The organism is Mesorhizobium sp. M0408, from assembly GCF_040321495.1.
Taxonomy (GTDB): domain Bacteria; phylum Pseudomonadota; class Alphaproteobacteria; order Rhizobiales; family Rhizobiaceae; genus Mesorhizobium.
This window is the reverse complement of record NZ_JAMYRO010000019.1, coordinates 111226-137427: the sequence shown is the minus strand read 5'-3', so window position 1 is coordinate 137427 and position 26202 is coordinate 111226. Positions and strand designations below refer to the sequence as shown.

The 26202-nt window shown below is 62.4% G+C and carries 35 protein-coding genes; 16 read left to right on the top strand and 19 right to left on the bottom strand.

What is annotated here, in order from left to right; genetic code table 11:
* Positions 1-17: 17 nt before the first annotated feature.
* The 3 genes from NKI67_RS22580 to NKI67_RS22570 all read left to right on the top strand — a co-directional run bounded on the left by NKI67_RS22580 (position 18) and on the right by NKI67_RS22570 (position 1897).
* Positions 18-662: a DUF805 domain-containing protein gene (locus tag NKI67_RS22580; RefSeq protein WP_352646830.1), complete on the top strand. Its 645-nt coding sequence runs from the start codon at positions 18-20 to the stop codon at positions 660-662.
* A gap of 157 nt (positions 663-819) precedes the next feature.
* Positions 820-1632 carry a glutamate racemase gene (gene murI, locus NKI67_RS22575; RefSeq protein ID WP_352457798.1) on the top strand — a complete coding sequence of 271 codons (813 nt, stop codon included), beginning with the start codon at positions 820-822 and terminating at the stop codon, positions 1630-1632.
* Positions 1633-1708: 76 nt separating this feature from the next.
* Positions 1709-1897, top strand: a complete 189-nt coding sequence (locus NKI67_RS22570; RefSeq protein WP_023674705.1) for a DUF3008 family protein — start codon at positions 1709-1711, stop codon at positions 1895-1897.
* Positions 1898-1987: 90 nt separating this feature from the next.
* Here NKI67_RS22570 and NKI67_RS22565 read toward each other — a convergent pair whose 3' ends face one another.
* Positions 1988-2200: a hypothetical protein gene (locus tag NKI67_RS22565; RefSeq protein ID WP_023674706.1), complete on the bottom strand. Its 213-nt coding sequence runs from the start codon at positions 2198-2200 to the stop codon at positions 1988-1990.
* A gap of 380 nt (positions 2201-2580) precedes the next feature.
* Between NKI67_RS22565 and rpsD the strand changes: the two genes are divergently transcribed.
* The 4 genes from rpsD to NKI67_RS22545 all read left to right on the top strand — a co-directional run bounded on the left by rpsD (position 2581) and on the right by NKI67_RS22545 (position 5512).
* Positions 2581-3198, top strand: coding sequence for a 30S ribosomal protein S4 (rpsD, locus tag NKI67_RS22560; RefSeq protein WP_352457789.1), 618 nt, complete (start codon positions 2581-2583; stop codon positions 3196-3198).
* A gap of 158 nt (positions 3199-3356) precedes the next feature.
* Complete coding sequence (gene ttcA, locus NKI67_RS22555) at positions 3357-4238, top strand: tRNA 2-thiocytidine(32) synthetase TtcA (RefSeq protein WP_352457797.1); 882 nt, start codon at positions 3357-3359, stop codon at positions 4236-4238.
* Positions 4228-5055 carry an inositol monophosphatase family protein gene (locus NKI67_RS22550; protein WP_352646828.1) on the top strand — a complete coding sequence of 276 codons (828 nt, stop codon included), beginning with the start codon at positions 4228-4230 and terminating at the stop codon, positions 5053-5055. The genes ttcA and NKI67_RS22550 overlap by 11 nt, the downstream gene beginning before the upstream one ends.
* Before the next feature lie 49 nt (positions 5056-5104).
* Positions 5105-5512: a UCP034077 family protein gene (locus NKI67_RS22545; RefSeq protein ID WP_352646825.1), complete on the top strand. Its 408-nt coding sequence runs from the start codon at positions 5105-5107 to the stop codon at positions 5510-5512.
* Between the two features lie 18 nt (positions 5513-5530).
* On the opposite strand, the gene NKI67_RS22540 is transcribed toward NKI67_RS22545, so the two are convergent.
* Both NKI67_RS22540 and grxD read right to left on the bottom strand, forming a co-directional pair.
* Positions 5531-6730 (bottom strand): multidrug effflux MFS transporter, encoded by a 1200-nt coding sequence (locus tag NKI67_RS22540; protein WP_352905698.1) that lies wholly within the window; start codon positions 6728-6730, stop codon positions 5531-5533.
* 208 nt (positions 6731-6938) lie between these two features.
* On the bottom strand, positions 6939-7274 hold the full coding sequence (gene grxD / locus NKI67_RS22535) for a Grx4 family monothiol glutaredoxin (protein ID WP_023674712.1): 336 nt from the start codon (positions 7272-7274) through the stop codon (positions 6939-6941).
* Between the two features lie 163 nt (positions 7275-7437).
* Between grxD and NKI67_RS22530 the strand changes: the two genes are divergently transcribed.
* Positions 7438-7791 (top strand): hypothetical protein, encoded by a 354-nt coding sequence (locus tag NKI67_RS22530; protein ID WP_352457785.1) that lies wholly within the window; start codon positions 7438-7440, stop codon positions 7789-7791.
* Between the two features lie 93 nt (positions 7792-7884).
* Positions 7885-8244, top strand: coding sequence for a phosphodiester glycosidase family protein (locus tag NKI67_RS22525; protein ID WP_502896715.1), 360 nt, complete (start codon positions 7885-7887; stop codon positions 8242-8244).
* A 12-nt stretch (positions 8245-8256) separates the two neighbouring features.
* Here the strand turns inward: NKI67_RS22525 and NKI67_RS22520 are convergent, their stop codons facing one another.
* The 3 genes from NKI67_RS22520 to NKI67_RS22510 all read right to left on the bottom strand — a co-directional run bounded on the left by NKI67_RS22520 (position 8257) and on the right by NKI67_RS22510 (position 12376).
* Positions 8257-8490 carry a BolA/IbaG family iron-sulfur metabolism protein gene (locus NKI67_RS22520; protein WP_023674714.1) on the bottom strand — a complete coding sequence of 78 codons (234 nt, stop codon included), beginning with the start codon at positions 8488-8490 and terminating at the stop codon, positions 8257-8259.
* 86 nt (positions 8491-8576) lie between these two features.
* Complete coding sequence (purL, locus tag NKI67_RS22515; RefSeq protein WP_352457795.1) at positions 8577-10814, bottom strand: phosphoribosylformylglycinamidine synthase subunit PurL; 2238 nt, start codon at positions 10812-10814, stop codon at positions 8577-8579.
* Positions 10815-10963: 149 nt separating this feature from the next.
* Entirely contained in the window at positions 10964-12376 is a 1413-nt protein-coding gene (locus tag NKI67_RS22510) for an aminotransferase-like domain-containing protein (protein ID WP_352457784.1), read from the bottom strand.
* A 93-nt stretch (positions 12377-12469) separates the two neighbouring features.
* Between NKI67_RS22510 and NKI67_RS22505 the strand changes: the two genes are divergently transcribed.
* From NKI67_RS22505 to NKI67_RS22495, 3 genes are all read left to right on the top strand, one after another.
* Entirely contained in the window at positions 12470-12721 is a 252-nt protein-coding gene (locus NKI67_RS22505) for a DUF1127 domain-containing protein (protein WP_023674717.1), read from the top strand.
* A gap of 215 nt (positions 12722-12936) precedes the next feature.
* A complete protein-coding gene (locus NKI67_RS22500) occupies positions 12937-13188 on the top strand; it encodes a type II toxin-antitoxin system prevent-host-death family antitoxin (RefSeq protein ID WP_023674718.1) in 252 nt (83 codons plus the stop codon).
* Positions 13189-13285: 97 nt separating this feature from the next.
* On the top strand, positions 13286-13588 hold the full coding sequence (locus NKI67_RS22495; RefSeq protein WP_352457783.1) for a hypothetical protein: 303 nt from the start codon (positions 13286-13288) through the stop codon (positions 13586-13588).
* A gap of 22 nt (positions 13589-13610) precedes the next feature.
* On the opposite strand, the gene NKI67_RS22490 is transcribed toward NKI67_RS22495, so the two are convergent.
* From NKI67_RS22490 to purC, 6 genes are read right to left on the bottom strand one after another with little or no spacing between them, the layout of a single operon-like run.
* Positions 13611-14258, bottom strand: a complete 648-nt coding sequence (locus NKI67_RS22490) for a Pr6Pr family membrane protein (protein ID WP_352457782.1) — start codon at positions 14256-14258, stop codon at positions 13611-13613.
* 4 nt (positions 14259-14262) lie between these two features.
* Positions 14263-14673 carry a hypothetical protein gene (locus NKI67_RS22485; RefSeq protein ID WP_352457781.1) on the bottom strand — a complete coding sequence of 137 codons (411 nt, stop codon included), beginning with the start codon at positions 14671-14673 and terminating at the stop codon, positions 14263-14265.
* Positions 14674-14675: 2 nt separating this feature from the next.
* Positions 14676-15341 (bottom strand): glutathione S-transferase family protein, encoded by a 666-nt coding sequence (locus NKI67_RS22480; RefSeq protein ID WP_352457780.1) that lies wholly within the window; start codon positions 15339-15341, stop codon positions 14676-14678.
* Positions 15342-15372: 31 nt separating this feature from the next.
* Complete coding sequence (purQ, locus tag NKI67_RS22475; protein ID WP_023674723.1) at positions 15373-16041, bottom strand: phosphoribosylformylglycinamidine synthase subunit PurQ; 669 nt, start codon at positions 16039-16041, stop codon at positions 15373-15375.
* Between the two features lies 1 nt (position 16042).
* The gene (purS, locus tag NKI67_RS22470) at positions 16043-16285 is read right to left on the bottom strand and encodes a phosphoribosylformylglycinamidine synthase subunit PurS (RefSeq protein ID WP_023674724.1); all 243 of its coding nucleotides are present in this window, start codon (positions 16283-16285) and stop codon (positions 16043-16045) included.
* A 40-nt stretch (positions 16286-16325) separates the two neighbouring features.
* Positions 16326-17120, bottom strand: a complete 795-nt coding sequence (gene purC / locus NKI67_RS22465; protein WP_023674725.1) for a phosphoribosylaminoimidazolesuccinocarboxamide synthase — start codon at positions 17118-17120, stop codon at positions 16326-16328.
* Between the two features lie 270 nt (positions 17121-17390).
* Here purC and NKI67_RS22460 point away from each other — a divergent pair, with 270 nt between their 5' ends.
* Together NKI67_RS22460 and NKI67_RS22455 are read left to right on the top strand one after the other, a co-directional pair.
* Complete coding sequence (locus NKI67_RS22460; RefSeq protein WP_023674726.1) at positions 17391-17711, top strand: DUF1476 domain-containing protein; 321 nt, start codon at positions 17391-17393, stop codon at positions 17709-17711.
* A 117-nt stretch (positions 17712-17828) separates the two neighbouring features.
* Positions 17829-18602 carry an HpcH/HpaI aldolase family protein gene (locus NKI67_RS22455; RefSeq protein ID WP_352623638.1) on the top strand — a complete coding sequence of 258 codons (774 nt, stop codon included), beginning with the start codon at positions 17829-17831 and terminating at the stop codon, positions 18600-18602.
* Positions 18603-18699: 97 nt separating this feature from the next.
* Here the strand turns inward: NKI67_RS22455 and NKI67_RS22450 are convergent, their stop codons facing one another.
* Positions 18700-19248: an RBBP9/YdeN family alpha/beta hydrolase gene (locus NKI67_RS22450; protein ID WP_023674728.1), complete on the bottom strand. Its 549-nt coding sequence runs from the start codon at positions 19246-19248 to the stop codon at positions 18700-18702.
* Positions 19249-19519: 271 nt separating this feature from the next.
* Here NKI67_RS22450 and NKI67_RS22445 point away from each other — a divergent pair, with 271 nt between their 5' ends.
* Positions 19520-20332 carry a VOC family protein gene (locus NKI67_RS22445; protein ID WP_352590699.1) on the top strand — a complete coding sequence of 271 codons (813 nt, stop codon included), beginning with the start codon at positions 19520-19522 and terminating at the stop codon, positions 20330-20332.
* Position 20333: 1 nt separating this feature from the next.
* Here the strand turns inward: NKI67_RS22445 and NKI67_RS22440 are convergent, their stop codons facing one another.
* Genes NKI67_RS22440 through NKI67_RS22425 form a run of 4 tightly spaced genes read right to left on the bottom strand, consistent with a single transcriptional unit; the run spans position 20334 to position 23510 of the window.
* Positions 20334-20906 (bottom strand): RBBP9/YdeN family alpha/beta hydrolase, encoded by a 573-nt coding sequence (locus NKI67_RS22440; RefSeq protein ID WP_352646820.1) that lies wholly within the window; start codon positions 20904-20906, stop codon positions 20334-20336.
* Positions 20906-22213 carry an adenylosuccinate lyase gene (gene purB / locus NKI67_RS22435; protein WP_352576020.1) on the bottom strand — a complete coding sequence of 436 codons (1308 nt, stop codon included), beginning with the start codon at positions 22211-22213 and terminating at the stop codon, positions 20906-20908. The genes NKI67_RS22440 and purB overlap by 1 nt, the downstream gene beginning before the upstream one ends.
* A gap of 59 nt (positions 22214-22272) precedes the next feature.
* On the bottom strand, positions 22273-22773 hold the full coding sequence (locus NKI67_RS22430) for a hypothetical protein (RefSeq protein WP_352590708.1): 501 nt from the start codon (positions 22771-22773) through the stop codon (positions 22273-22275).
* A gap of 11 nt (positions 22774-22784) precedes the next feature.
* On the bottom strand, positions 22785-23510 hold the full coding sequence (locus NKI67_RS22425) for a DUF2259 domain-containing protein (RefSeq protein WP_352646818.1): 726 nt from the start codon (positions 23508-23510) through the stop codon (positions 22785-22787).
* A gap of 249 nt (positions 23511-23759) precedes the next feature.
* Here NKI67_RS22425 and NKI67_RS22420 point away from each other — a divergent pair, with 249 nt between their 5' ends.
* Positions 23760-24014 (top strand): DUF2171 domain-containing protein, encoded by a 255-nt coding sequence (locus tag NKI67_RS22420; protein ID WP_023674734.1) that lies wholly within the window; start codon positions 23760-23762, stop codon positions 24012-24014.
* Positions 24015-24060: 46 nt separating this feature from the next.
* On the opposite strand, the gene NKI67_RS22415 is transcribed toward NKI67_RS22420, so the two are convergent.
* Both NKI67_RS22415 and NKI67_RS22410 read right to left on the bottom strand, forming a co-directional pair.
* On the bottom strand, positions 24061-25080 hold the full coding sequence (locus tag NKI67_RS22415; RefSeq protein ID WP_352646849.1) for a P1 family peptidase: 1020 nt from the start codon (positions 25078-25080) through the stop codon (positions 24061-24063).
* Positions 25081-25094: 14 nt separating this feature from the next.
* Entirely contained in the window at positions 25095-26168 is a 1074-nt protein-coding gene (locus NKI67_RS22410) for a branched-chain amino acid ABC transporter substrate-binding protein (RefSeq protein ID WP_352590714.1), read from the bottom strand.
* Between the last annotated feature and the right edge of the window lie 34 nt (positions 26169-26202).

The window sequence follows — 26202 nt, the reverse complement described above, 5'->3', positions numbered from 1 at the left end:
GAACGATGGGTCCTCGGATGTTCAATTCAAATATCGGGCGTCTTCGCTTTTTCTTCTATTCCGCGGCCTTGCTGGTTGCGGAAATCGTGACCTTTGTGCTGTGCGTCGTGCTGACCATCGGCATCGAGGGTTTGGCCAATTCGAAGCCCGGACCTTCCAGGGAAGGGCTGGCCGCGGCTGTTCTCGTTACCTCGCTGGTGATCGTTCTGTTACGCGCGAATTTCGCCTGGCGTCGAAGCCGCGACGCGCAAGGGTCGGGTTGGATCCTTTGGTCCTATATCGTGTTCTCGACCCTGTTTGCGATTCTGCAGGCCGGCACTGTTCTTGTCGTAAAATTCGACGGCGAAGATTCGCATTCCGGCCTTAACCTGCTGGGATTAGCTCTTGTCGGGCTGTGGGCCGTCATCTTGGCGGCCAAGCCGGCGGGTGGTGGCTCTGCGGATATGGCGTCATCCCTGAGTTTCGACGATTTCGACCCGCCCGGGCCGTTGCGCGGCGCCGCGGCGCTCCATTCAGCGTCAGCCGCCGGCGCGACGGCCCTGGCTCCAGCCTACGCCACGCGGGCCGCGCCGGTGCCGTCGAACCACCCTGCATCTCAACCTGCATCTCCGGCGAACGGCCGGCCGCGGCCCGGCGGCTTCGGCAAGCGCGGCCTTGTGTGACCGGCTCGCCGCATCAAGGCCATGATGGTTCCACATAGAAGCGGCCGGGATAAAGCATCATTGGCCGAAGCAGAAAGCATGGGCCGGGTCTTCCCTCGCGATCTCGTTTGTGATTCCCAGCCCTTAGTGATTCCCAGCCCTTAGTGACTCAATGACAATGACCGATCCATCAAGCGCCCGTCCGATCCTGATGTTCGATTCCGGCATTGGCGGCCTCACCGTGCTGCGTGAGGCGCGCGTGCTGATGCCTGACCGCCGCTTCATCTATGTCGCCGACGACGCGGCGTTCCCCTTCGGCGCCTGGGAGGAACCGGCGCTGAGAACACATATCCTGGAGTTGTTCGCCAGGCTGCTCGACCGGTTTTCGCCGGCCATTTCGGTCATCGCCTGCAACACCGCCTCGACACTGGTCATCGATGCTTTGCGCGAGAGGTTTCCCGGCCATCCTTTCGTCGGCACCGTGCCGGCCATCAAGCCGGCGGCGGAACGCACGCGCTCAGGTCTGGTTTCGGTGCTGGCGACGCCCGGCACCGTCAAGCGCCAGTACACGCGCGATCTGATCAGCAAATGGGCGCAGAAATGCCATGTCCGCCTGGTCGGCAGCGACAGGCTGGCGGGATTGGCCGAAGCCTATATGCGCGACGGTTTTGTCGACGAGGACGCCGTGCGCGCAGAGATCGCGCCGTGCTTCGTCGAGCATGACGGGCTGCGCACCGACATCGTCGTGCTTGCCTGCACCCATTATCCGTTTTTGGCCAACCGCATGCGCAAGACAGCACCGTGGCCGGTCGACTGGCTCGACCCGGCCGAGGCGATCGCACGCCGGGCGCTGTCGCTGCTTGCCGATACCGAGGCCGCTTATCGCAGAGAGGCACTGCCGGAAGGCGCCGACCTTGCGTTCTTCACCTCGAACAGCGCCGATTTTCCGACGCGCCGGCTGATGCAGGGATTTGGCCTGACGATATCCTGACCGCAAGCAATTTTCGCTTTGGGAACATCACACCAGACAATGCGTTTTCCTCTCATCGGAAACGGGAGAAACCATCATGCCAGCCACCTCAAAAGCCCAGCAGAAAGCGGCCGGCGCGGCATTGTCAGCCAAGCGCGGCGAGACCAAGAAGGGCGCGCTCAAAGGCGCGTCAAAGGGAATGTATAAATCCATGAGCGAAAAACAGCTCGAGGAATTCGCCGAGACCAAGCGCAAGGGCCTGCCGGAAAAGAAGTCGAAACACTGATCGACTGGCCATTCTGACGGCGGATGCCGGTCAATAAAAGGCCCGCGGCTGAGCCGCGGGCCATGAAGTCTCAACGGGCGAGGACGAAAATTACCAGTTCCAGCCCCACCCGCAGCGCCGCACTTTGTAGCGGATGACCTTGCGATGACCGTGGCGCCACACCACCTTCTTCTTGACCACGATGCGGCAGACCTGGTGATGCCTGTGCCCATGCCAATGCCGGGCCTGCGCCGGCTCGGGCGCGACCGCCATCGTGCCGGCCATCACCGCGGCTCCTACCAACGTAAGGAAGAACTTCTTCATGCGAATTCCAGCTCCTCTGACTTCAGTCCCTTCCTGATGCCGCTGGCGCAACCTCCCGCCACATCCGGCACGTTCTACAACCGTAACACTATCCGGTTCGGCGATTCGCGCCAGCCAGAAGCTTGACAGCGGTTAAATCTCCGTTTAACCAGCCCACCAACACCGGGCCGCAATGCCCGGTGGTTTTCTTTATGTGTGCAAGACGTTTGGGAAGCCGGTTTTACTTTCCCTATGTCTTGTTTGAAATGACGTGTCCCGTGGGTTTTCCGTCGCGTTGCGTGGAAAACCCTGTCAGGTCTCGAAAACGGAGGCCAGAGGAGGGCGCGTTTCCTTCACCCGGACCATGAGGTTCCGGGTATGTTGTTTTGAAAGGGAATGCGATGAGCAAGCGCGAATCCGCGAAGTACAAGATCGACCGCCGTCTTGGCGAAAACATCTGGGGCCGCCCGAAGTCCCCGGTCAACAAGCGTGAATACGGCCCCGGCCAGCATGGCCAGCGCCGCAAGGGCAAGCTTTCCGATTTCGGCCTGCAGCTGCGCGCCAAGCAGAAGCTAAAGGGCCACTATGGCGACGTTTCGGAAAAGCAGTTCCGCAAGGTCTATGAAGAGGCGGACCGCCGCAAGGGCGACACCTCGGAGAACCTGATCGGCCTGCTCGAATCGCGCCTCGACGCGGTCGTCTACCGCGCCAAGTTCGTGCCGACCATCTTTGCGGCGCGCCAGTTCGTCAATCACGGCCACGTCAACGTCAACGGCAAGCGCGTCAACATCGGCTCGTACCGCTGCAAGCCGGGCGACGTCGTCGAAGTGCGCGAGAAGTCGAAGCAGCTGGTCATCGTGCTGGAATCGGTGGGCCTGGCCGAGCGCGACGTGCCCGATTATATTGAAGCCGATCACAACAAGATGACCGCGGCCTTCACGCGCATCCCCGGCCTGGCGGACGTTCCGTTTGCCGTGCAGATGGAACCGAACTTGGTCGTCGAATTCTATTCGCGCTGATCGTCGCGTTCGTCGCGATACAATCGAAGGCCGCCCGTCGAGGCGGCCTTTTTTTTTTCGTTCCTTTTCCGCGGCGTGATTCCGAAATCGATTTCGATTTTCGGTCCGATGCGCTACTGCGGGCGGCAACAGGATCTTGGGGCCGACGCGCCGTGAACATGCAGCCAGACGCCGAAACGCTCGAACCGGTCGCCGACGCCGAAGGCGGCTTTCATCCTCTGTTTGCCGATGTGCCGTCCTCCGTCGAGTTCAACAAGCTGCGCAAACGGCTGTTGCGGCTTGCCCGCCAGGCGATCGACGATTTCTCCATGGTGAGGCCCGGCGACCGTTGGCTGGTCGCTCTGTCGGGCGGCAAGGATTCCTACGGCCTGCTTGCCGTTCTGCTCGATCTCAAATGGCGCGGGCTGCTGCCGGTCGAGCTGTTAGCCTGCAATCTCGACCAGGGCCAGCCGAACTTTCCCAAGCACATATTGCCCGATTATCTCGATAGATATGCCATTCCGCATCGCATCGAATATCAGGACACCTATTCGGTGGTCACCGACAAGCTGGCCGAGGGCAGCACCTATTGCTCGCTGTGCTCGCGGCTACGGCGCGGCCATCTCTATCGCATTGCCCGCGAGGAGGGCTGCTCGGCGCTGGTGCTCGGCCACCACCGCGAGGACATACTGGAAACCTTCTTCATGAACCTGTTCCATGGCGGGCGCCTGGCCGCCATGCCGCCGAAGCTGCTCAATGACGAAGGCGATGTCATGGTGCTGCGGCCGCTCGCCTATTGTGCGGAAGCCGATCTCGAGAAATTCGCCGGCGCCATGAAATTCCCGATCATTCCGTGCGATCTGTGCGGTAGCCAGGAAGGCCTGCAGCGCAACGCCATGAAGGCGATGCTCGACGACATCGAGAAGCGCATGCCCGGCCGCAAGGACACGATGATCCACGCCATGACCAATGTGCGGCGTTCGCATCTGCTCGACAGGAAGCTGTTCGATTTCGCCGCCCTCAACGAAACCCTCACCACCAGGCGTCCCGATGACATTTGACGATAGCGCGATCGACTGGCTTGCCGACCTTCTGTCGGAAGCCGCCGTCGCCGAGATCATGCCACGCTTTCGCCGGTTGAGCGAGGGCGACGTCCGTCGCAAGACCTCGGCCGCCGATCTCGTCACCGAGGCCGACGTCAATGCCGAACGGCTCATCACCGCCAGGCTGCGCCAGCGTTATCCCCACGCAATGATCGTCGGCGAGGAGGCCTGCTCCGACGACCCGACGCTGCTCGACGGTCTCGGCGATGCCGAACTCGCCTTCGTCATCGACCCGGTCGACGGCACCTTCAACTTCGCCTCCGGCGTGCCGCTGTTCGGCGTCATGCTTGGCGTCGTGGTCAAGGGCGAGACGGTCGTCGGCATCATTCACGATCCCGTCGGCAAGGATTGGCTGATCGGCGTTAGTGGCGCCGGCAGCCATATCCGCCATGCCCATGGCAATCTGGAAAAGGTCCATGTCGCCAAACCGGCGCCGATGTCGGAAATGACCGGTGCGGTCTCATGGCACTATGTGCCCGAGCCGGACCGCTCACGTTTGGCGCGCAACCAGACCAAGTCGCTATCGCAGTTCAATTATCGCTGCGCCGCCCATGAATACCGCCTGCTGGCCAGCGGCCACGGCCATTTCGTCGTCTACAACAAGCTGATGCCTTGGGACCACTTGGCCGGCGTGCTGATCCATGCGGAGGCCGGCGGCCATGCCGCGCGCTTCGACGGCAGCGCCTATCTGCCGTCGCATGTCGGGGGTGGCCTGCTGGTCGCACCGGACCGGGAGAGCTGGCGGGAGCTGCGCCGTGAGCTCTGGGCGGAATAGCTCTTCGCTGCCAAAGTTGTCCAATCTTGTGCGAAACCGGAGATCTCGAATGAAACCTCGGTCCGCAATTGTTGCAACGGCCTTTGCCCTTGCCTTGGTTGCCGGTGTCCATGAAACAAGAGCTGGGGAACGCGCATGTCGCAGTCCCGACTCCGTCGACACCATAGACGAGATGTTCTCCGCGATCTTCGCCTGTTGGAAGCCGCCGCGCGGAAGCGCGGGCATGACCCTGACGCTGCAGTTCTCAATTCGCCGAAACGGCACGCTTATCGGCAAGCCGCGCGCCACCTACTCACATCTAGGGGACGATGGTCCGCTCAACCGGGCCTTCGTGGCTTCCGTCCTCGAGGCGCTCGACAAGGCTCTTCCACTGCCCGTTTCGGACAGTATGGGTGGAGCAATCGCAGGACGTACGCTGTTCCCTCGCTTCACCGCGGTCAGTGAGGGTGCATCCTAGGCGCACGCGCAATGGGCATTAAACCGGCGGGTTATGCGGCTGGAACAGTCTGCCGCGCTCGGCCAGCAGGATCATCAGCAGCGCCGCCACGGACACGCTGCAGAACCCGGCGGCCAGCGGCGTCACCGTGCCGTTGAAGGCTTGGCCGATCAGCGTGCCGAGAATGCCGCCAAGAAATGTCTGCATGAACCCAAGGATCGACGACGCAGTGCCGGCCAGGTGCCCCAGCGGCTCCATAGCGAGCGCGTTGAAGTTCGCGCCGAGCGCGCCGAACGGGACCATGGCGCAGGCAAAGAAGGTAATGAAGAGCCAGAGCGGCATCTTTATTTCGATGGAAACGACCAGCCAGGCAAGGCTGATGGCCAGAAACAGCAGCAGCGCGCTTTGCGACAGACGGCGCATGCCGATGCGGCCGACGAGGCGCGAGTTGAGGTAGTTCGAAAAAGCAAGCACACCGGCAACCCCCGCGAAGATGACCGGGAACACCTCGCCGACATTGAACACGCTAACATAGATCTGCTGGGCCGAGGCGATGAAGCCGAACATGGCGCCGAAGATGAAGGTGCTGGCGAAGGCATAACAGAGCGCGATGCGGTTGGTGAGAACGATGCGGAAGCCACCGATGATGGAGGACAGCGTCAGCGGCCGGCGATATTCGGGGTGTAGTGTCTCGGGCAGGCGCAGCAGCGACCAGGCGGACACGATCAGCGCGCCGGCTGCCATGGTGACGAAGATCACATGCCAGGTCGCAAACAGCATGATGAACTGGCCGATACCGGGCGCCACCACCGGAATGGCCATGAACACCATGAAGATCAAGGACATGACTTCGGCCATGCGCCTTCCGTCGAACGTATCGCGCACGATCGAGACGGCAATGACGCGCGTCGCCGCCGCGCCGATGCCTTGCACGGCCCGGCATAGCAGAAGCGTGGTGAATGACGGGGCGATTGCCGCAGCGCCGGCCGCCAGGACGTATATCACCAGCCCTGCGACAAGCGGCGCGCGGCGCCCGAAGCGGTCCGAGATCGGCCCGAAGAACAGCTGTCCGCCGCCAAAGCCAAGGATATAGGCGGTGACCACATATTGCCGGTGGTTTTCATTTTCGATGCCAAGCGAAGCGCCGATCTGCTGCAGCGCCGGCAAAATAATGTCGATGGCCAGCGAATTGAGCGCCATCAGCGCCGCGCACAGCGCAATGAATTCCCAGCGCGGAATAGGCAAGGTGCTTGCCTTTTGCTGCGCTTGTGCTTGCTGATCCACGGCCAGTCCGATCCTCAAACGAAAATGCGCCGGCTGGCCGACGCATCCATTCGTTGATTGCCCGGTAGCGGGCAGAACTTTTTTGCCAAGGTGGGGGCTGCCCCGGCGCTTAGCGCATGACCCCCGAAAATCGCAGGCGGAAGGTCATACGCAGAAACAGAAGTCAGGCGGCGCCTTTGACGCTGACGCCCTTTTCGACGAGGAAGGTCTGCAATTCGCCCGCCTGGAACATCTCGCGGATGATGTCGCAGCCGCCGACGAACTCGCCCTTGACGTAGAGCTGCGGGATGGTCGGCCAGTTGGAATAATCCTTGATGCCTTGCCGCAGTTCGGCCGACGTCAGCACGTCGACGCCCTTATAGTCGGCGCCGATATAGTCGAGGATCTGCACGACCTGGCCGGAAAATCCGCATTGCGGGAAGCCGGGCGTGCCCTTCATGAAGAGAACGACGTCGTTGCCCTTCACTTCATTGTCGATGTAGTCGTTGATGCCGCTCATGGAATACCCTTTCATGCCTGTGGGAGTCAGGCTCGAACATTACCCTTCAAATAAACCCATGGGTTGCGCGAAACAAGATGTTTGCCGCCTTGCCACGCAAATGGCGCAAAGGAACGTCTGATCTTGGGCCAAGAGCGTTGGCCACCATCTTTCCCGAGGCGCGATGAAAAGACGATATCTCGCCGGGTTCCTCCTCGCCGTTCTGTTCGCCGCACTGTCCTTGATCTGGTGGGCCAGGTCGCCGAGACAGCCATCTCTCGTCGTCGGCGGTGAATTACCGGCGCCGTGCCGCGATACGAGCTTCGAGGCGGTCGCCTATGTCGTCTGCGAAATCGATCTGCGCCGCTATGACGTCGGTGTGTTCCACACAGGCCCCGACGGCAAGGCTTTCGGTTCACTGGACAAATTCGACAAGGCGATGGCGGATCAGGGCCGGACGGTGCTGCTCGCCATGAACGCCGGCATGTATCACCAAGACCTGACCCCAGTCGGCCTTCTCGTCGAAGACGGCCGGTAGAAGGCGCCGATCAACGTCGCCGGCAGCGGAGGCAATTTCTTCCTGAAACCGAATGGCGTATTCCTGGTCCGCAAGGACGGCAAGGCGGCGGTCATGGAGACAAGCGCCTATGCTGCGACCAGACTGGACGTGATGTTTGCCACGCAATCCGGCCCGATGCTGGTGATAGACGGCCGGCTTCATCCCCGCTTCGAGCAGAACGGCACATCACGCTATATCCGCAATGGCGTCGGCGTGCGTGACGAAAATACGGTCGTGCTGGCGATCTCACGCTCTGAAGTCAGCCTCGGCAGCTTCGCACGGCTATTCCGGGATGCGCTCGATTGTCCCAACGCGCTTTTCTTCGACGGGGTCGTTTCGGCGCTGTCGAACGGCGAGCGGATGATTGTGGGTGGAAAGTATCCGGCGGGGCCGATCATTGCCGTGACCGGTAAGAAGCTTGCGAGCCGGTAACTGCAAGAGAGCTCAGTCCGGCACGCTGGTCTGCAGGGCAAGCGCGTGCAGTACGCCGCCCATGTTGCCCTTCAGCGCGTCATAGACCATCTGGTGCTGCTGGACGCGGCTTTTGCCGCGAAAGCTTTCGGCCACAACCTCAGCCGCATAATGGTCGCCGTCGCCGGCCAGGTCGCGAATCGTCACCTTGGCGTCCGGAATGCCTTCCTTGATCAGCCGTTCGATGTCGTGGGCGTCCATTGCCATGTGAGGATTCCTTGTTCAGGTCGTGATCTCATAGATATGGTCGAAATGGCGGATGAACCACAGGGAAAGGGGCCCACTCGATCACATCACGGGTCCACGACCTCATTTGCCATGAAGCGAGGGAACCAGGATTCGTGGGCGGCGGTCAATTCGCTGACCGGTATCGCACGCGCCTCGCCCAGCTTCAGTTCGCTGCCGCCGGTCGAGCCGATCCACGGCGCAAAAACGCCGAGCTTGTTTTGCTGTTCGCGAATGGCGTCCCATTGCTCGCTCTGCGGGTCGATCGACAGCGTCAGCAGATAACGGCCCTGGTCCTCGCCGAACCAGATCGGGATCGGATCTGCACCGATCAGGCCGGGAATGGTCGCGCCGATGCCGGAGGCCATCGCCATCTCGGCCAGCGCCACCGCGATGCCGCCATCGGAAACGTCATGCGCCGCGGTAACAACACCGGAGGCGATCAGTGCCCGCACATGGTCGCCGACCCGCTTCTCGTGGCCGAGATCGACCGGCGGCGGCGGGCCGTCGGCGCGGCCAAAGATGTCGCGCATATAGACCGACTGGCCAAGATGCGAGCCCCATATCGTCGGCGCGCCGACCAGCACGATCATCTGGTCTTCGGCGGCAAAGCCGATGCGCACCATTTTCGACCAGTCGGCAATCAGACCGACGCCGCCGATGGTTGGTGTCGGCAGGATGCCCTGTCCGTTGGTCTCATTATAGAGGGAGACGTTGCCGGAGACGATCGGAAAGCCAAGCGCCCGGCAGGCATCGCCGATGCCTTTCACAGCACCAACCAGCTGGCCCATGATCTCGGGCCGTTCCGGATTGCCGAAATTGAGATTGTCGGTGGCCGCGAGCGGCAGAGCGCCGGTGGCGGTAAGATTGCGCCAGCATTCGGCAACCGCCTGCTTGCCGCCCTCGTAAGGGTCGGCCTCGCAATAGCGCGGCGTCACGTCGGAGGAGAAGGCGAGCGCCTTGGTCGGATGACCGTCGACGCGCACGACACCGGCGTCGCCGCCGGGAAGCTGCAGGGAATTGCCCTGGATCAGCGTGTCGTACTGCTCCCACACCCAGCGGCGCGAGGAAAGGTCCGGTCCGCCCAGCAGCTTGAGCAGTGCGTCGGCCACATCGGTTCGCGGTGCATCGCCGGCCAGCGGCGCCGGCTTCTTCGGCTCGACCCAGGGACGGTCATATTCCGGCGCCTGGTCGCCGAGATCCTTGATCGGCAGATTGGCAACCTCGTCGCCCTGATGCAGCACGCGAAAGCGCAGATCGTCGGTGGTCTTGCCGACGATGGCAAAGTCGAGGCCCCATTTGTGGAAGATCGCCTCGGCCTGTTTTTCCTTTTCGGGGCGCAGCACCATCAGCATGCGCTCCTGGCTCTCCGACAGCATCATCTCATAGGCGCTCATGCGCTCTTCGCGCACCGGCACCTTGTCGAGGTCGAGCTCGATGCCGAGGTCGCCCTTGGCGCCCATCTCGACCGCCGAGCAGGTGAGGCCAGCGGCACCCATGTCCTGGATGGCGATAACGGCGCCGGACGCCATCAGTTCGAGGCAGGCTTCGAGCAGGCATTTTTCGGTGAAGGGATCGCCAACCTGGACCGTGGGCCGCTTCTCGTCGATCTTGTCGTCGAACTCTGCCGAGGCCATGGTGGCGCCGCCGACGCCGTCGCGCCCGGTCTTGGCGCCGAGATAGACGACCGGCAGGCCGACGCCCTTGGCCTCGGACAGAAAGATTGCGTCCGTCTTCGCGAGGCCCGCGGCAAACGCATTGACCAGGATATTGCCGTTGTAGCGGGCGTCGAAATTGACCTCGCCGCCGACCGTCGGCACGCCGAAGGAATTGCCGTAGCCGCCGACGCCGGAAACGACGCCGGCAACCAGATGCCTGGTTTTGGGGTGGTCCGGCGCGCCGAAGCGCAGCGCGTTCATCGCCGCGATCGGTCGCGCGCCCATGGTGAAGACATCGCGCAGGATGCCGCCGACGCCGGTCGCGGCACCCTGATAGGGCTCGATGTAGGAGGGGTGGTTGTGGCTCTCCATCTTGAAGACGACGCAGTCGCCGTCGCCGATATCGACCACGCCGGCATTCTCGCCCGGGCCCTGGATGACTTGCGGCCCGGTGGTCGGCAGCGTGCGCAGCCACTTCTTCGAGGATTTGTAGGAACAATGCTCGTTCCACATCGCCGAAAAAATACCGAGTTCGGTAAAGCTCGGTTCGCGCCCGACGAGGTCGAGGATGCGCTGGTACTCGTCGGGCTTCAGCCCGTGCGCGGCAATGAGTTCCGGAGTGATCGGCACGGAATTGGAAATGGTCATGATCGGCAATTTATGTCCTTGGGATCGAGTCCCGTCTTATCGCAAGCTTTGCAGCCGATACACCCCGTCGGATGACTAAAACGACGGAAAGCAACAACTGGCCGCAAGTAGCGAGAGATCGCCACTCGACCCGCCGGTTTCAAGCCGGTTCAGGAAAAGCTGTCGTAGCCGGCGCGGCCTTCGTCCAGAAGCCGCCGGATCACTGCGACGCCGTGCGCAATATCGTCCCGCTGTCGCGGCTGCGAGATGCCAAACCGCACGCCGTGAAAAGCCTGTTCGGAACGTCCCGCCTTGAACTCGTCCTCGTCGTCGATGAGCACGCCATGTTCGAGGCAAGCCTGCTTGAAAGTGCCGGAAAGCCATGGGTCGGGCAAGGTGAGCCAGACGAACGGCACATTATCCAGCGCCTTGAACTCGAAGCCGTCGAGTGTCTCGCGTACGATCGCGATGCGTGCACCGATCTCGGCAATGCTGCGTTTGCGCATCTCAGCGGCCTGACCGGACAGCACCAGCCGGCTGCCCACCTCCGCCAGCAGAAAGGGCAGGCCGCCCGTCATCATCTTGTGGGCAACCCGGATGCGGTGACGATAGGCCGGCGGGCAAGCGAGCCAGCCGCCGCGAACACCCGCCGCAACCGATTTCGACAGGCCGCCGGCAACGATGGTCCGTTCGGGAGCATATTCGGCCATTAAAGGCGTTGGGTCATCGGTCAGTCCGCCATAGAGATCGTCCTCGATCAGGACGACGTTATATTGACGGGCGACATGCGCGATTGCCTCGCGGCGCGATGCCGACAGCGTTGTCAGCGTCGGGTTCTTGGCCGTCGGCATCAAAAACATCATCTTCGGGTGCTTTTGTGCGCAGACGCGCTCGAAATCCTGGGGATCGATGCCCTCGTCGTCAGTCGCCACCAGTGCGGTCCGGCGACCGATCAGGCCGGCACTGCGCGAGATCTGCGAATAGGTGAGGTGCTCGAAGACGACATAGTCGCCGGGGGCGGTGAGCCCCGCAATGGTTGCCATCACTGCGGCGTGGGTGCCGAGCGTGGGAACGATTGCATCCGCCGCCGGGCGATAGGAATTTCGCGACAGCCAGCGCCTGCCCGCTTCGAACCAGCGGTCCGGGAAATCACGAGTATAGCTTGAAATCTCATGCGGATGGTCTTGCGCCGTGCGTGTCAACACGTCAGCGACGATGGCACCCTGGCCGACATCCGGTGCGGCCGTGCTATCGAAGCGCAGTTTGTCGCCGGGCGCATCCATATAGCGCGTGCCTTGTTCGACCGGCCCCAGGAAATCCGGCTTTGCGCTCTCCGACTGTTGAGCGATAACATAGGTTCCGCGGCCGACCTCGCCGCTGACCAATCCCCGCTCGCGCAGCAATTGATAGGCCCTGCCGACCGTGCCGACAGTCGTGCCGATGTCGTATGCCAGATCGCGCTGCGGCGGCAGCTTTGCCCCTGCACCGATCAGGCCGCGGTCGATGTCCGTCTCGATGGAATCGGCAAGCCGCTGATAGAGCGGGCCAGTGCCGGCTGTAAGGTCTGGAAGCCAAGTTGTCATGGTGACAATTTTTTACATTGCACCGAAATGAGAGTCAATACATATGAAGCGGGCTGTACAAAAGGGCACAATTGCAATCTTGGCAGAAAGAAAATGGGTACAATAGAGACAATCCGCTACGCGGCAGTTGAATTGCAGGTGCAGGTGGCGCGCCCGCCGGGCAGGCCAACCTATGTCAGTCGGCTGGTGCGTACGCTCAGATCCTTCGCGAGGTGGATCGACGGGTTAATGGATCGCCGGCGCAGCCGGCTGGTCCTGCTCGAGATGACTGACGACCAGCTCAAGGACATCGGTATCTCGCGTTGCGATGCCCATCGTGAGGGGCTGAGGGCGTTTTGGGACTGAGAGCAGCCGGATGCTCCGTCTCGAACGTCGCGTGGCATATCGGCGGTTAGACGAGAGCGTCAATATCGACATCGGAACCAACGAGATCTTCTTCATCACTGAGATACCATCCTCCTTCGTGCCCTCACAGCATTCGCTCGCGACGTCTCCAGTGAATAGCGGTATTGCTGAAAACAGCTAATTCCCTTATTTTGGGGATAACGAAGGAGATGACCGTGGCAAGTTTCACCCTCACAGATCTCGGCAACAAATCCGGCGAGGTTGTTGAGGCCGCGTTCCGCGGCCCTGTTGACATCACCAAGCGCGGCAAGCGCAAGTTCGTTCTCCTGACGGCAGAGCAGTTCGACCGCATCACCAGTCGCAGCGCGCAACGGGCACACCGCGTCGAGGATCTGTCGGCCGAGGAACGCGACAGGCTTCTAACCGGCCTCGACGCAGTCGCGCGAGATGATGTTCGGGATGACTGAACCCGGCCACGGACAGATCATTCTCTATTCCTATTTGTGGGCAAGGGAATATGACCGGGGCGAGGAAAGCGGACGCAAGGCGCGGCCGACTTGCGTTATGCTGATCGTTGCCGGCAAGAATGGCCGCAAGCAGGCCCTGCTCTTTCCAATCACGAGCCAGCCGCCACGACCTGGCGCGCACCATGTTGAGATTCCTGAGACCGAGGCCCGCCGCGCCACCCTCTTTACCCCAGCCTGGGTTATCGTCGACGAATTCAACACCGATGATCTCGCGACGAGCTGGGCGCTCGAAGATACCAAGCCGCTCGGCCAATTCACGCGCAAGTTCATGTCACGGATCGCTGGCGAAGCTGCTGCGGCGATCCGTGCAGGCGCCGCGCGAACCGTGCCAAGACGCTAAAGGCTGCCGCGGCGGGAGAGCATCATCGCGGATGAACGCCCGCCGCCCTGATCCGCGTGACACCGTGGTCCACAAGCACCGCCACGATGCACAGCATCAGAAAGAGCCCGGTGATGGCCAGAGCCGAGACGGCGACGCTGGTCGCGCCGTTCTTGGCGAGATCGAGGAACGGGTAGGGCACTTCACCGGCAATCGGCGCCCGCAGCAGCGCGTAGGCCAGATAGGCGATCGGATAGATCATCCACCAGGAGATGTCGCGCCACCGCGTCGAGCCGTCGGCGCCTGCCACAAGCCACCACAGCACGAACAACACCGGCGTCACATAGTGCAGGAGCACATCGCAGAGCAGGAACAGCCCTTGCGGCTGCCAAAGCTGCGCCAGGACCGTTGCATAAACGATGAGGACCAGCGTTATGGCGACGGCTACGCCCGCCCGCATCCGTGGCGCGGAAAAGGCCGGAAACCAGGCATAACCCGTCGACGACAGCAACGAGGCATGGACGAGCACCGCGCCGATGTTGGTCAGGATGGTGAAGAAGCTGAAATAGAAGACCAGCGAGCCGGCAAAGCCGCGGCCGGCTTCCATTGATGCCGGGACGGTGATGCAGAGCTGCAGGACGAGCCCGGCCAGGCCGACGACCAGACCGGTGATCTGCAGCACGCGACCCATTGGGCTAGGCAGCAGCGCCGCAGGCCGGATTGCCCGCCTGCCAGCGGGCAATGTCCGAGCCGATGCGGGCGCCGAGCGGTTCCGCCATCAATGGGCCGAACACGTCGACGCGGCTCGAATTGCCTTGCGCCTGCACGACCAGCAACGGCTTTCCACCATAATGTTTGGCCGGCACCAGCAGGAAGCGCGGCGTGCCGCTGAACGAATTCAGCTCGTTGGCCATCTGGTAAGATTTGAAGGCAGGGTCCTTGCTGGCGATCCAGCATTTGTGGGCAGCTATTGCCACCTGCTCCATGGCAAGCAGTGACGCACTCTTGCCCGCCGGCGCCGGCGCGCTCTTCGGGCCTGACTGGCAGGAGGCGAGTACAAGCCCGGCGGCAGTAGCGACGGCGAGGCGCGTGGTCGTCGGTCTCATGTTCAAGCGGCGCCCATCTCGAGTTCGGACAGAAAGATCTTCAGACCGTCTGTCATCTCACCCCAGACGCGCGACAGCGCCGGATGCTGCAAGGCTATTTGCTCGTAGGCATCGAATTTCGGATAGGCGTCAAGCAAATCGGGGCGGCCCATCGTTGTCCTGAAATTGTTGAAGACGAAGCGGGTCGGCGTCAACCACGCATCGGCAAAGGAGATGTCGTCGCCGAGCGCGAACGGGCCATGCGCCATGCGGGCCTCGATTGCCGCAAGCCCGTGATGCAATCGGGCGAACTGTGCCTTGATCTCCGCCTCGTTGCGCTGCGGCACGAAATGGAGCTCGAACAGCTTCATCGTCGGGGCGAGCACGTCGAGGTCGGTGATGCGGGCGAACATGCGCACCAGCGCCCGGTCCTTCGAGTCCCTCGGCAGCAGCGCCGGCTCGGGAAAGCGCTCCTCCAGATATTCGGCGATGACCACCGATTCGACGATCGTTTCGCCGGAGCCGGTGATCAGCACCGGAATCCGGTTCAACGGCGAGATGGCACGAAACGCCTCCGGGATGGGAAACCCCGGCGGCGGTGCAATGAGCTTGAGCGGCACGTTCTTGATGTAGGCCAACGCCCGCACGATCGACGAATAGGGCGACAACGGCCGCGAATAGAGTTTCATGACCGTGGCTCCAGGAGGAAAATTGAAGGCATCAAGCAGCGATGCCCAGCGCGCTTTCGAACAGCGCCCGGCCGTCGCTGCCGCCATGCGCCGCTTCGATCAGGTTCTCGGGATGCGGCATCAGGCCGAGCACGTTGCCGCGGCCGTTGACGATGCCGGCAATGTCGTTGATCGAGCCGTTGGGATTGGTGCCTTCGGCATAGCGGAACACCACCTGGCCTTCGCCTTCGAGGCGGGCCAGCGTTTCGGCATCGGCAAAATAATTGCCGTCATGGTGCGCCACCGGCGCCCGGATGATCTGGCCCGGCTGGTAGCGGCGGGTGAACATCGTGTTGGCATTGGCGATCTGCAGCTTCACCTGACGGCAGACGAATTTCAGCGAGGTATTGCGCATCAATGCGCCCGGCAGCAAGCCGGCCTCGACCAGGATTTGGAAGCCGTTGCAGACGCCGATGACCGTGACGCCCTTGGCCGCCTTTTCGGCCACAGCCCGCATTACTGGCATGCGCGCGGCAATGGCGCCGCAGCGCAGATAATCGCCGAACGAAAAGCCGCCGGGAATGGCGATCAGGTCGACATCGGGAATTTCGGTGTCGGTCTGCCAGACGGTGACCGGCGGCGTGCCGGAAATCTTGGTCAGCGCCGCGATCATGTCGCGGTCGCGATTGAGGCCTGGGAGCAGGACGACGGCTGATTTCACCTCAGGCGATCTCCACCGCGTAATTCTCAATCACTGTATTCGCCAGAAGCTTGTCGCACATGGCTTTCAGATCGGCCTCGGCCTTGGCGCTGTCGCTCTCGGCCAATTCGACGTCGAAAACCTTGCCTTGCCGCACCTGGCCGACGCCGCCGAAACCCATTCCGGACAGCGCGTGCTCGATTGCCTTGCCTTGTGGGTCTAGCACGCCGTTCTTGAGGGTTACGGTAATGCGGGCCTTGATCACGCTGGACATGCTCCTGTTCACCTGTTGAGCGGGCAAGCCGTCAGTGCGGCTTACCTTTGACACCGTCGGTCGATGCGACGAGCACCGGCCCGGCCGGACGCGGTGGCTCGTTCTCGTTCATGATGCCGAGACGGCGGGCAACTTCCTGATAAGCCTCGACCAGCCCGCCCATGTCGCGGCGGAAGCGGTCCTTGTCGAGCTTGTCCTGCGTCGCCACGTCCCACAGCCGGCAGGAATCCGGCGAGATCTCATCGGCAACGACGATGCGCATCATATCGCCTTCGAACAGGCGGCCGCATTCGATTTTGAAATCGACCAGCTGGATGCCGACGCCCATGAACAGGCCGGAAAGGAAGTCGTTGACGCGAATGGCCAGCGCCATGACATCGTCGATCTCCTGTGGGCTCGCCCAGCCGAAGGCGGTGATGTGCTCTTCCGATACCATCGGATCGTCGAGCGCATCCGCCTTGTAATAGAATTCGATGATCGAGCGCGGCAGCACGGTGCCTTCCTCGATGCCCAGGCGCTTGGCCAGCGAGCCGGCGGCGACGTTGCGCACCACCACTTCGAGCGGGATGATCTCGACTTCCTTGATCAACTGCTCGCGCATGTTGAGCCGGCGGATGAAGTGGGTCGGAATGCCCATCCGGTTGAGATGATTGAAGATGTGCTCGGAAATGCGGTTGTTGAGCACGCCTTTGCCATCGACGATTTCATGCTTCTTCTTGTTGAAAGCGGTAGCGTCGTCCTTGAAGAACTGGATCAGCGTGCCAGGCTCCGGTCCCTCATAAAGGATCTTGGCCTTGCCTTCATAAATGCGGCGGCGATTTTTCATCTGATTTTTCTCTGGATTTGCGGGCAGGCGGCAAGCGACCAGTTCCTGTCCGTCTGCCTAAAATAAGATGGCGACGGTGGGGTTCAATGCCGGTGTCTATCCCAATCGCACTGTTTGCTCAATCGGCAAATCCTTTCAATCAACCGCTTTCGGGCACCGAAATGCCGCAGCGCAGCAAGCAATGTAGCATATTGACCGGCCGGCGCCCTTTTGGTTTGTGCTCCGGCAACACATATTGGCACAACGAATCGGATTTCACGGAGGGATGCCATGAGCAGCATGAAAGACCGCGAAGAGGGCTTTGAGCGCAAATTCGCATTCGACGAGGAACTTCGGTTCAAGGCTGCGGCACGCCGCAACAGAGCGCTCGGCCTGTGGGCTGCCGAAAAGCTCGGCAAGTCCGGCGCCGATGCCGACGCTTATGCCAGGGAAGTGGTCGTCAGCGACATCGAGGAAGCCGGCGATCACGACGTTTTCCGCAAGATACGCAAGGATTTCGATGCGGCCGGCATCGACCAGTCGGACCATCAGATCCGCCGCACCATGGATGAATTGATGGCGCAGGCGATCGAGCAGATCAAGAACACCTGATCCCATCGATACTCTTCGAATGCTGGACCAATCGACCGCCCGGCCTCACCGGGCGGTTTTTCTTTGCCTTTGCGGTCATTTCCGGCTGAATTGCTGCAAGCAAAGAGGAAATCGCCAATGTCCCTGAAGTCACGCCTTGCGGCCGACGAGACGCTGTTCACCGCATGGTCCGGCGTGCCGGATGCCTTGACGGTCGAGATACTGGCCAGGCAAGGGTTCGACGCGGTTACGCTCGATATGCAGCATGGTGGGCATCACGAGGATAGCGTGCTGCGCGGGCTTGTGCCGGTGCTGGCCGCCAACAAGCCGGCTTTGGTACGCATCCCGGTCGGCCGCTTCGACATGGCCAGCCGTGCGCTTGACTTCGGCGCCGAGGCGGTGATCGCCCCGATGGTGAATTCGGTGGCGGACGCAAAGCTGTTTGCTGCCGCAATGAAATACCCGCCGCTCGGCGAGCGCTCCTGGGGCCCGACCTATGCTTTTCCGCGCCATGGCAAGGGCGACTATGCCGACTGGCTGCGCGACAGCAACCAGCGCACCATGGCGTTCGCCATGGTCGAAACGCGGGCCGCGCTTGATGCACTCGACGGCATCCTCGACACGCCGGGCATCGACGGTATCTTCCTTGGCCCGTCGGATTTCTCGATCGCCTGGTCGCAGGGCACCACCGTCAGTTCGACGCTGGAGAGCATGATGGGGACCGTCGCCTCGATCGCCGAGCGCACCCGCAAAGCCGGCAAGCATGCGGCGATCTATGTGATGGAACCGGCCATCGCCGGTCGCGTGGTGTCGATGGGTTACCGGCTGCTGGCGATGGGTTCCGAGCATTCGCTGATTTCGCTTGGGGCAAAGACCCTGCTGAGCAGCGTCAGGGATTCGATCGCTTCCTAGAGCAATTCCAGAAAAGTGTGAAACGGTTTTCCGTCCGGAATTGCGTCAAAACAAAGAGATAGAGCGGTTCGCCGTTTCCGTGAAGCGGTGAACCGCTCTAGAGATCCGTCAGGAATTTTGCGAACGTCATCGAGCCTTCAGGCCAGGGGCCGAAGCCGGAATCCGCGTTGAGATGACCGGCATCCCCGGCGTCGATGAACAGCGAGCCCCACGCCCCGGCAATGTCCTCGGCGACGCCGAAGGCGCAGAACGGGTCGTTGCGGCTGGCGATCACCACCGACGGAAACGGCAGCGGGTCGCGCGGATAGGGGCCGAAGGTCATCAGGTGCCTCGGCTTTATCTCTGGATTGGCGACATCGGGCGGCGCCACGAAGAAAGCGCCGGCGACCGGCCTCTCGAACCGAGGCAATGCTTGAATGACCGCCGCGACGCCAAGCGAATGGGCGACGATGACGACCGGCCGCTCGGCCTCGTTAACCGCCTTGGCGACACCGGCCGTCCAATCCTCGCGCACCGGCTTCGACCATTCCGCCTGTTCGACGCGGCGCGCTGTCGATAGTTTCGACTGCCAGCGGCTCTGCCAATGATCGGGGCCGGAATTGGTGTAGCCCGGCACGATGAGAATATCTGCTTCCCTGACTTTCATGGCGCGCATGTAGCGAGAGGCGCTGTCGGGTGCAACCGGGTATGAACTCAACAGCGACACGCAAACGGCCGCTCACGAGCCCGGTTCTGCTCGCTATTGTGAACACCCTGTTCGCTTCTTGCGCTCTTGTGTGAACGATCGCGATCAACGATCTGTCGCCAGGAAAGAATGGCTGTTCCGAGATTTTGGCACGGACATGGCGTAGAATGATTGATGGCGCCGGATTGCTCTGTTGGAAGCTTGTCGAGCGCCGCCTGAACGGAGCACTTTGATGAGCGAACTGCCTTTTGCCGCGACGACCCCGGTCAGCGTTGCCCGCGTCGGCTTGCGGGCGCGCGATGCAGACAATCTCGCTGCCTACTATCGCAAAGTCGTCGGTTTGCAGGAACTGAGCCGCGCCGGCGGCACGATTACGCTCGGCGCAGTCAATCGCCCTTTGCTCGACATCGAAGCGGATCCGGCCGCGAAACCCGATGACCCGCGCAGCGCCGGTCTTTTCCACACCGCCTTCCTGCTACCCAGCCGGGCCGATCTCGGCCGCTGGATCAATCACGCCATCGCCGGCAAGATCGGCATCGAGGGCGCATCCGATCATCTGGTCAGCGAGGCTCTTTACCTAACCGATCCGGAAGGCAACGGCATCGAGATCTATGCCGACCGCCGTCCGCAGGACTGGAAATGGAACGGTGACAAGATAGCGATGGCGACGGAGCGGCTGAACATTCCGTCGGTCGTTGCCGAGGTGCCGGCCGGCGACACCGGCTGGCAGGGCGCGCCGGAAAACAGCATTATCGGCCACGTCCATTTGCGGGTCGGCAGGCCGGAAGAAGCCGAAGCATGGTGGCATCAGGAGTTCGGTTTCGACACAGTGGCAAAGTACGGTGGCGCGGCGGTGTTCCTGTCGTCCGGCGGCTATCATCACCACATTGGCGCAAATGCGTGGCAGAGCGCGGGCGCCGGTCGCCGCGATCCCGCCCGCTCCGGCTTGGCCTGGGTCGAGATGCGCTCGGACAATGCCGCAAGCGAGACCACCCGCGAGGATCCGTGGGGCACGGTAATAAGGACGGTTCCCGGTAAGGCGTAGGTTAGAGGTTCGCTTTTTCGAGCAAGCGGCCAAGCATGAGCAGGCCCGCTGGCCATACGCCCAGGCGGGCCTCGTTTCCCATATGGCCGAGATCGCCGGCATCGGCGATATCCGCGCCCCAGGCTGCGGCAAAAGCGGTCGCCTTGTCGAAGGTGACGCGTGGGTCGCTGCGGCTCGCCACCACCAATGCCGGGAAGGGCAGGCGCTTCAGCGGCATCGGCGCGAACGGGCGCACCGCGTCGAATGAGGGATCGGCATCCTCGACGTTGGTCGCGGCAACCAGGAATGCCGCCGCGACCTTGTCGAGTTGGCCTTGACTGGCCCCAGCAGCCCACTTCACCGCCGTCGCCACCGCCAGCGAATGCGCAAGCAGCACGACGCGGCGCGGAGCGGCGGCCACCGCGGCATCCACCTGGCCGATCCAGTCTTCAGGCTTTGGCCGGTCCCACTCGGCCTGCAGCACGCGGCTCGAATTGGGGAACACCCGGCACCAATGCGACATCCAATGATCCGGCCCGGAATTGCCGCGCCCGGGCAGGGCAAGGAAATCGAAATCTCCGGCCGACGAAATCATCAGGCTTCTCCGAACACTCTGCTGAAGATCGTATCGACGTGCTTGGTATGATAGCCCAGATCGAATTTCTCGCGGATCTCGGCCTCGGGCAAGGCTGCGACAACGTCCTTGTCGGCCAGAAGTTCCTCAAGAAAATCAGCGCCTTGCTCCCACACCTTCATGGCATTGCGCTGCACCAGCCGGTAGGCGTCCTCGCGCGAAACGCCGGCTTGCGTCAGCGCTAGCAGCACGCGCTGCGAATGCACGAGGCCGCGGAATTTGTTCATGTTCTTCAGCATGTTGTCGGGGTAGACGAGCAGTTTGTCGACAACGCTGGTCAGCCGCGAGAGCGCGAAATCGAGCGTCACCGTCGCGTCGGGCCCGATCATGCGCTCGACCGAGGAATGCGAGATGTCGCGCTCGTGCCACAGCGCCACATTCTCCATTGCCGGCAATGCGAACGAGCGCACCATGCGGGCAAGGCCGGTGAGGTTCTCGGTCAGCACCGGGTTGCGCTTGTGCGGCATCGCCGACGAGCCCTTCTGTCCGGGTGAAAAGTACTCTTCTGCTTCAAGTACCTCGGTGCGCTGCAGATGGCGCACCTCGATCGCCAGCCGCTCGATCGACGAGGCGATGACGCCGAGCGTGGCGAAGAACATCGCATGGCGGTCGCGCGGAATCACCTGCGTCGACACCGGCTCCGGCTTCAGTCCGAGTTTCTTGGCCACGTATTCTTCGACATAAGGGTCGATATTGGCGAAGGTGCCGACCGCACCAGAGATGGCGCAGGTGGCGATGTCCTCGCGTGCATGCACCAGCCTCTCGCGGCAACGCGAGAATTCGGCATAGGCCTGCGCCAGCTTGACGCCGAAGGTGGTCGGCTCGGCATGGATGCCGTGGCTGCGGCCGATGGTGATGGTGTCCTTGTGCTCGAAGGCGCGGCGCTTGAGCGCCGCCAGCAGCCCGTCAATGTCGGCCAGCAGGATGTCGCTGGCGCGGGTGAGCTGCACGGCAAAACAGGTGTCGAGAACGTCGGAGGATGTCATGCCCTGGTGGATGAAGCGGGCATCCGGCCCGACGAATTCGGCAAGATGGGTGAGAAAGGCGATGACGTCATGCTTGGTGACCCGCTCGATCTCGTCGATGGCGTCGACGTCGAACTTCGCCGCTCCGCCTTTCTCCCAGATGGTCTTGGCGGCCTCCTTCGGGATGACGCCGAGCTCGGCCAATGCGTCGCAGGCGTAGGCCTCGATCTCGAACCAGATGCGGAACCGGGTTTCGGGCGACCAGATGGCCACCATTTCCGGCCGGGAGTAGCGAGGGATCATCAGTCGGTCCTGACTTGCGAGAGCATTTGCCCGCGTCCTATCAGAGGCAGGCAAAATGCTCAACGTTGCTGGCGCGCAAACCAGACACTGGCGACAGCGAGCGCAATGAAACCGAGCGGAAAATACAGCCGGATGCCAAGGACGACGAACTGATAGAGCGCCGTCAACATCGTGAACACGAACTGGAAAACCCAGGTGATGGTGAGCGCGGGTGCATGCCATTGGACGTAGTAGGAGCGGTATTGCAGCCCAAAGAGGCCGCCGGTGAAGGTAATTGTCGCGGCGAGAAGGCAGACGAAGGCGGCGGCGACGGCGATTTCCCAGTGGCGTCCGAGCGAGACGAGCCGCGCCATAAACAGCCCAACCGGGAAGGCCAGCGCGCCGCCGGCAGCATAAAGCAGCGAGACGAAGCGGATCTTTACCGGGGTCTCCCAATCGTACAACAGCAGATTGAGCAGCGCGCTGGCGCCCATCGCCATGGCCCACAACAAGGCACCGGCAAATGCCGTGCGCAGCGGCGGCAAGGAGCGGCGGAGACGATGCAGGGCGCGATAGCGCATGGCGGGGAACGTCACAGGCGACCGGTTACCGCGATCCAGCGATAGTCCGGCCCTTCGAAGCCGTATTGGCGCACCGCGATCAGCACGGCATAGGTGCTGACGCTATCCAGCGAAAATGTCTGAACCGCGCCGATCTGGTACCCATTCGGACAGCCTCTGCTTTGCGGGATCGATTTGTCCTCGTGAATGATCCTCGTCTGGCCGCCATCCTTCGCCTCGATGCGCAGCAGGCGAAAGCCATTGATCTCGCCCTGGCTCTGGCAGCGTTCGGTGTCGTTCATGCCGATCTGGTCGAGCCGGAACTCGAGCGGATCGTCGACCGGCGAGAAGATCGGGCGCGGATTGACCACCATGCGGAAGGGATCGGCAGAAAGCTCGGTCACCGGGTTGAAGCCGGCGGTGATGCCGCGATTTGCCGTGAGTTCCGCCTGACTGACGATCGCTTCGCCCCTTTGCCGGGCCTGCAGCCGCGCTGCGGCCACCGTGGCATTCTCGTCGTCGAGCCGGACACGTATCGGCGAGCCCTTCAGGAAACTGTCGTCGGCCGTGTCGATATAATAGCGGTTGGCATAGGGAAATCCCGATCCGTCCTGGACGCCATATTCCTCGAAGGCAAAGACCCCGCCATCACGGCTGAAGCCGAGGACATCAAGCTCGGCGACATCGCCTGCGTGGGCGGCGACCAAAGTTGCAAGCTGGGCAAGCAGGCAGACGGCAAACAGGGCAAGATTTCGCATGGGGCTTTCCATTCCGGCAGTCGATGCCGTTAAATTCCCTATCACGATGCTGTCAAAAGATCGTGCTGACTGAAACACAAAAGTCGATGCATCCAATCCGCCCGTCGTTTGTTATTGTCGGCAGCTTCACCGCATCGTGCCTTCCTAAAATCACAATCCATTTTCGGAAGGCACGATGCATTGATTCAAAATGTTTAGAGCGTCCTTTGCGCGTCCAAAAGGACGCGCGGCGCTCTAAGGGAGTCCCCCATGACAGATGCAGCCAAGATTCGCGAACGTATGGAAGTGATCGGCGCCGACGGCGTCCATGTCGGTACCGTCGACAAGGTTGACGGAGATCGCATAAAGCTGACCAAGCGCGACAGCGGCGAGGGCGCTCACAGGGGCCATCACCACTTCATTCCTCTCAGCCTTGTCGCCGAGGTCGAGGGCCAGAAGGTGCGGCTGTCGGCAAACTCGGATGTTGCGGTCACGTTCGAGGAAGAAAAATCCGAACCCACCTGATCATAATCCAGTCTAATTACGGCTCACCCGAATGAGCGTTGCGCGTTCAGCGCGACGACCAGACCGGGAACAGATCGCCCTCGGCCGGCGTCGCGGCAAAGACGCCGCGGCTGATGGCGCGCGCCATCGTGGCGCCGGCCGCGGCGTAGAGATTGACGGTATCGTTGGGTGCGAGCTCGATGCCGCTCTTGCCCGTTGCCAGCGCGAAGACCAGATCGCCGTCTGCGGGCGTGTGCGTCGGCCAAATGGCACGGACAAAGCCGTCATGCGCCGATATCGCCAGGCGTTTGGCGGCGGCCTTCGTGAGTACCGCATCGGTGGCGATCACGGCGATGGTCGTGTTGGCGCCGGTTTCCGCCTGCTCTGCCGCATGCTTGTCACGGAACTTCAGCAGGACCTTTCTGGCATCGTCAGGCATCGGGTAGGGATAGCCTAACCCGCCGAACTCGTCGCCGATCTCGAACGGCGCCGCCCAGAAATGGCGGGTCCCGGCGACCGTCACCGAGCCGGTCGGGTTGACGGCGGCGAGCGCGCCGATGGTGACGCCGCTGTCCAGCACCGTCGAGGCCGAGCCGAGCCCGCCCTTCAGGCCGGAGCTCAGCGCGCCGGCACCCGCGCCGGCGGTGCCGAGCGCAAAGTCGATCGCGGCGGCTTGCGCGGCTTCGTAGCCGAGGTCGCGGTAAGGCGGATACCGGCCCCAATCCTTGTCGCCGCCATTGCGCAGATCGAACAGGATCGCCGCCGGCACGATCGGCACGCGAAAGCCGCCAACCTCGACGCCGATGCCTCTTTCGCGCAACGCCGCCTGCACCCCCGACGCGGCGTCGAGGCCAAAGGCCGAACCGCCCGAAAGCACCACGGCATGGATGGCGTGGATCGAATTGTGCGGCTCGAGCAGGTCGGTTTCGCGGGTGCCCGGCGCACCGCCCAGGATTTGCACGCCGGCCACGGCCGGTTCGTCGCAGATGACGGTGGTCACACCGGATTTCAGCTTGGCATTCGCCGCATTGCCGACACGCAGGCCGGCGACGTCCGTGATGAGATTGCGCGGACCCGTATGGAACATCCCTGTGCTGGACATCATTGGCTCTCCGCCGGCGCGAAACGGCCGCCGTCGAAACGGTAGGCTCGATAAGGATTTTGCGTCAGGTCACCTTTTTCGTCAAAGCGGATCGGTCCGATCGCCGTGGTGAAGTCATGCGCGGTCAGCACGTTGGCCAGCCTCTCGCCGGAGCTTTGCGGCAATGCTGAAGCCGCCTTGGCGATCTCGACCGCGGCATAGGCGGGAAGCGTGTAACCTTCCGGCACGATGTTTTGTGCTGCAAAGCTTTGCAGTACCTTGGGGTCGGCGACGTCGGCCCATTCGGGCGGCGCGATCATCAGCGTGCCGACGGCATAAGGCACGTCGCCGAGCGGCGCGCGCAACGCTTCGCCGCCGGCAAACACCATGCCGGTATTTAGCTGGCCGGCATCCCGGCCCATAATGGCGACATCATCGCCGTCGCCGCCGGCAAAGACATGCGTTGCGCCGGCTTTCTTCAGCCGGCCGATCAGGCCGATCTGGTTGTCGAGCTGCGGCCGGAACGTGTCGACGAACACCGGCTTCAGAGCCGCTTGCTCGGCGGCTGCCCGAAACGTCTCGGCCATTTCGCGGCCATAGATCGTGCCGTCGTCGACTATGGCGAACAGCTCGGTTTGCCATAGGCGGGTGAGGATGGCAGCGACGGCATTGCGCTCGTCGTCGCCGCGCGGCCCGAGACGATAGATCGGCCATCCGGTCTTGGCGCGCCGGTCGGTCAGGCTTTCCGTGCGCACGCCGACGGTGATCACCGGTATGCCGGCATCCTTGAGGATCGGCAGAGCCGCCTCGATTGCGTCGGTGCACAAAAACCCGATGACGACGTTGACCTTGGCCGCGGTGAACTCCCGCGCGGCGGCGGCGCCACCGTCGGCCGTGCAGGCGTCATCGATCGACTTGATTTCGGCATCGTTCGCTTCAGCCGCCATTGTCGCGCCGGCCTCGATCTGTTTGCCGAGGATCGCCGACGGCCCCGACAAAGGTGCCGCGACGCCGACCAGCAGCGTCTCGGCATTTGCACTGCAGGCGACCGAGAGCCAGGCCAGCACCGCTATCGTGGTTGTCCAAGGTCGCATGCGAGCGAAGAATTCCTCCACGCCGGTCGCGTGG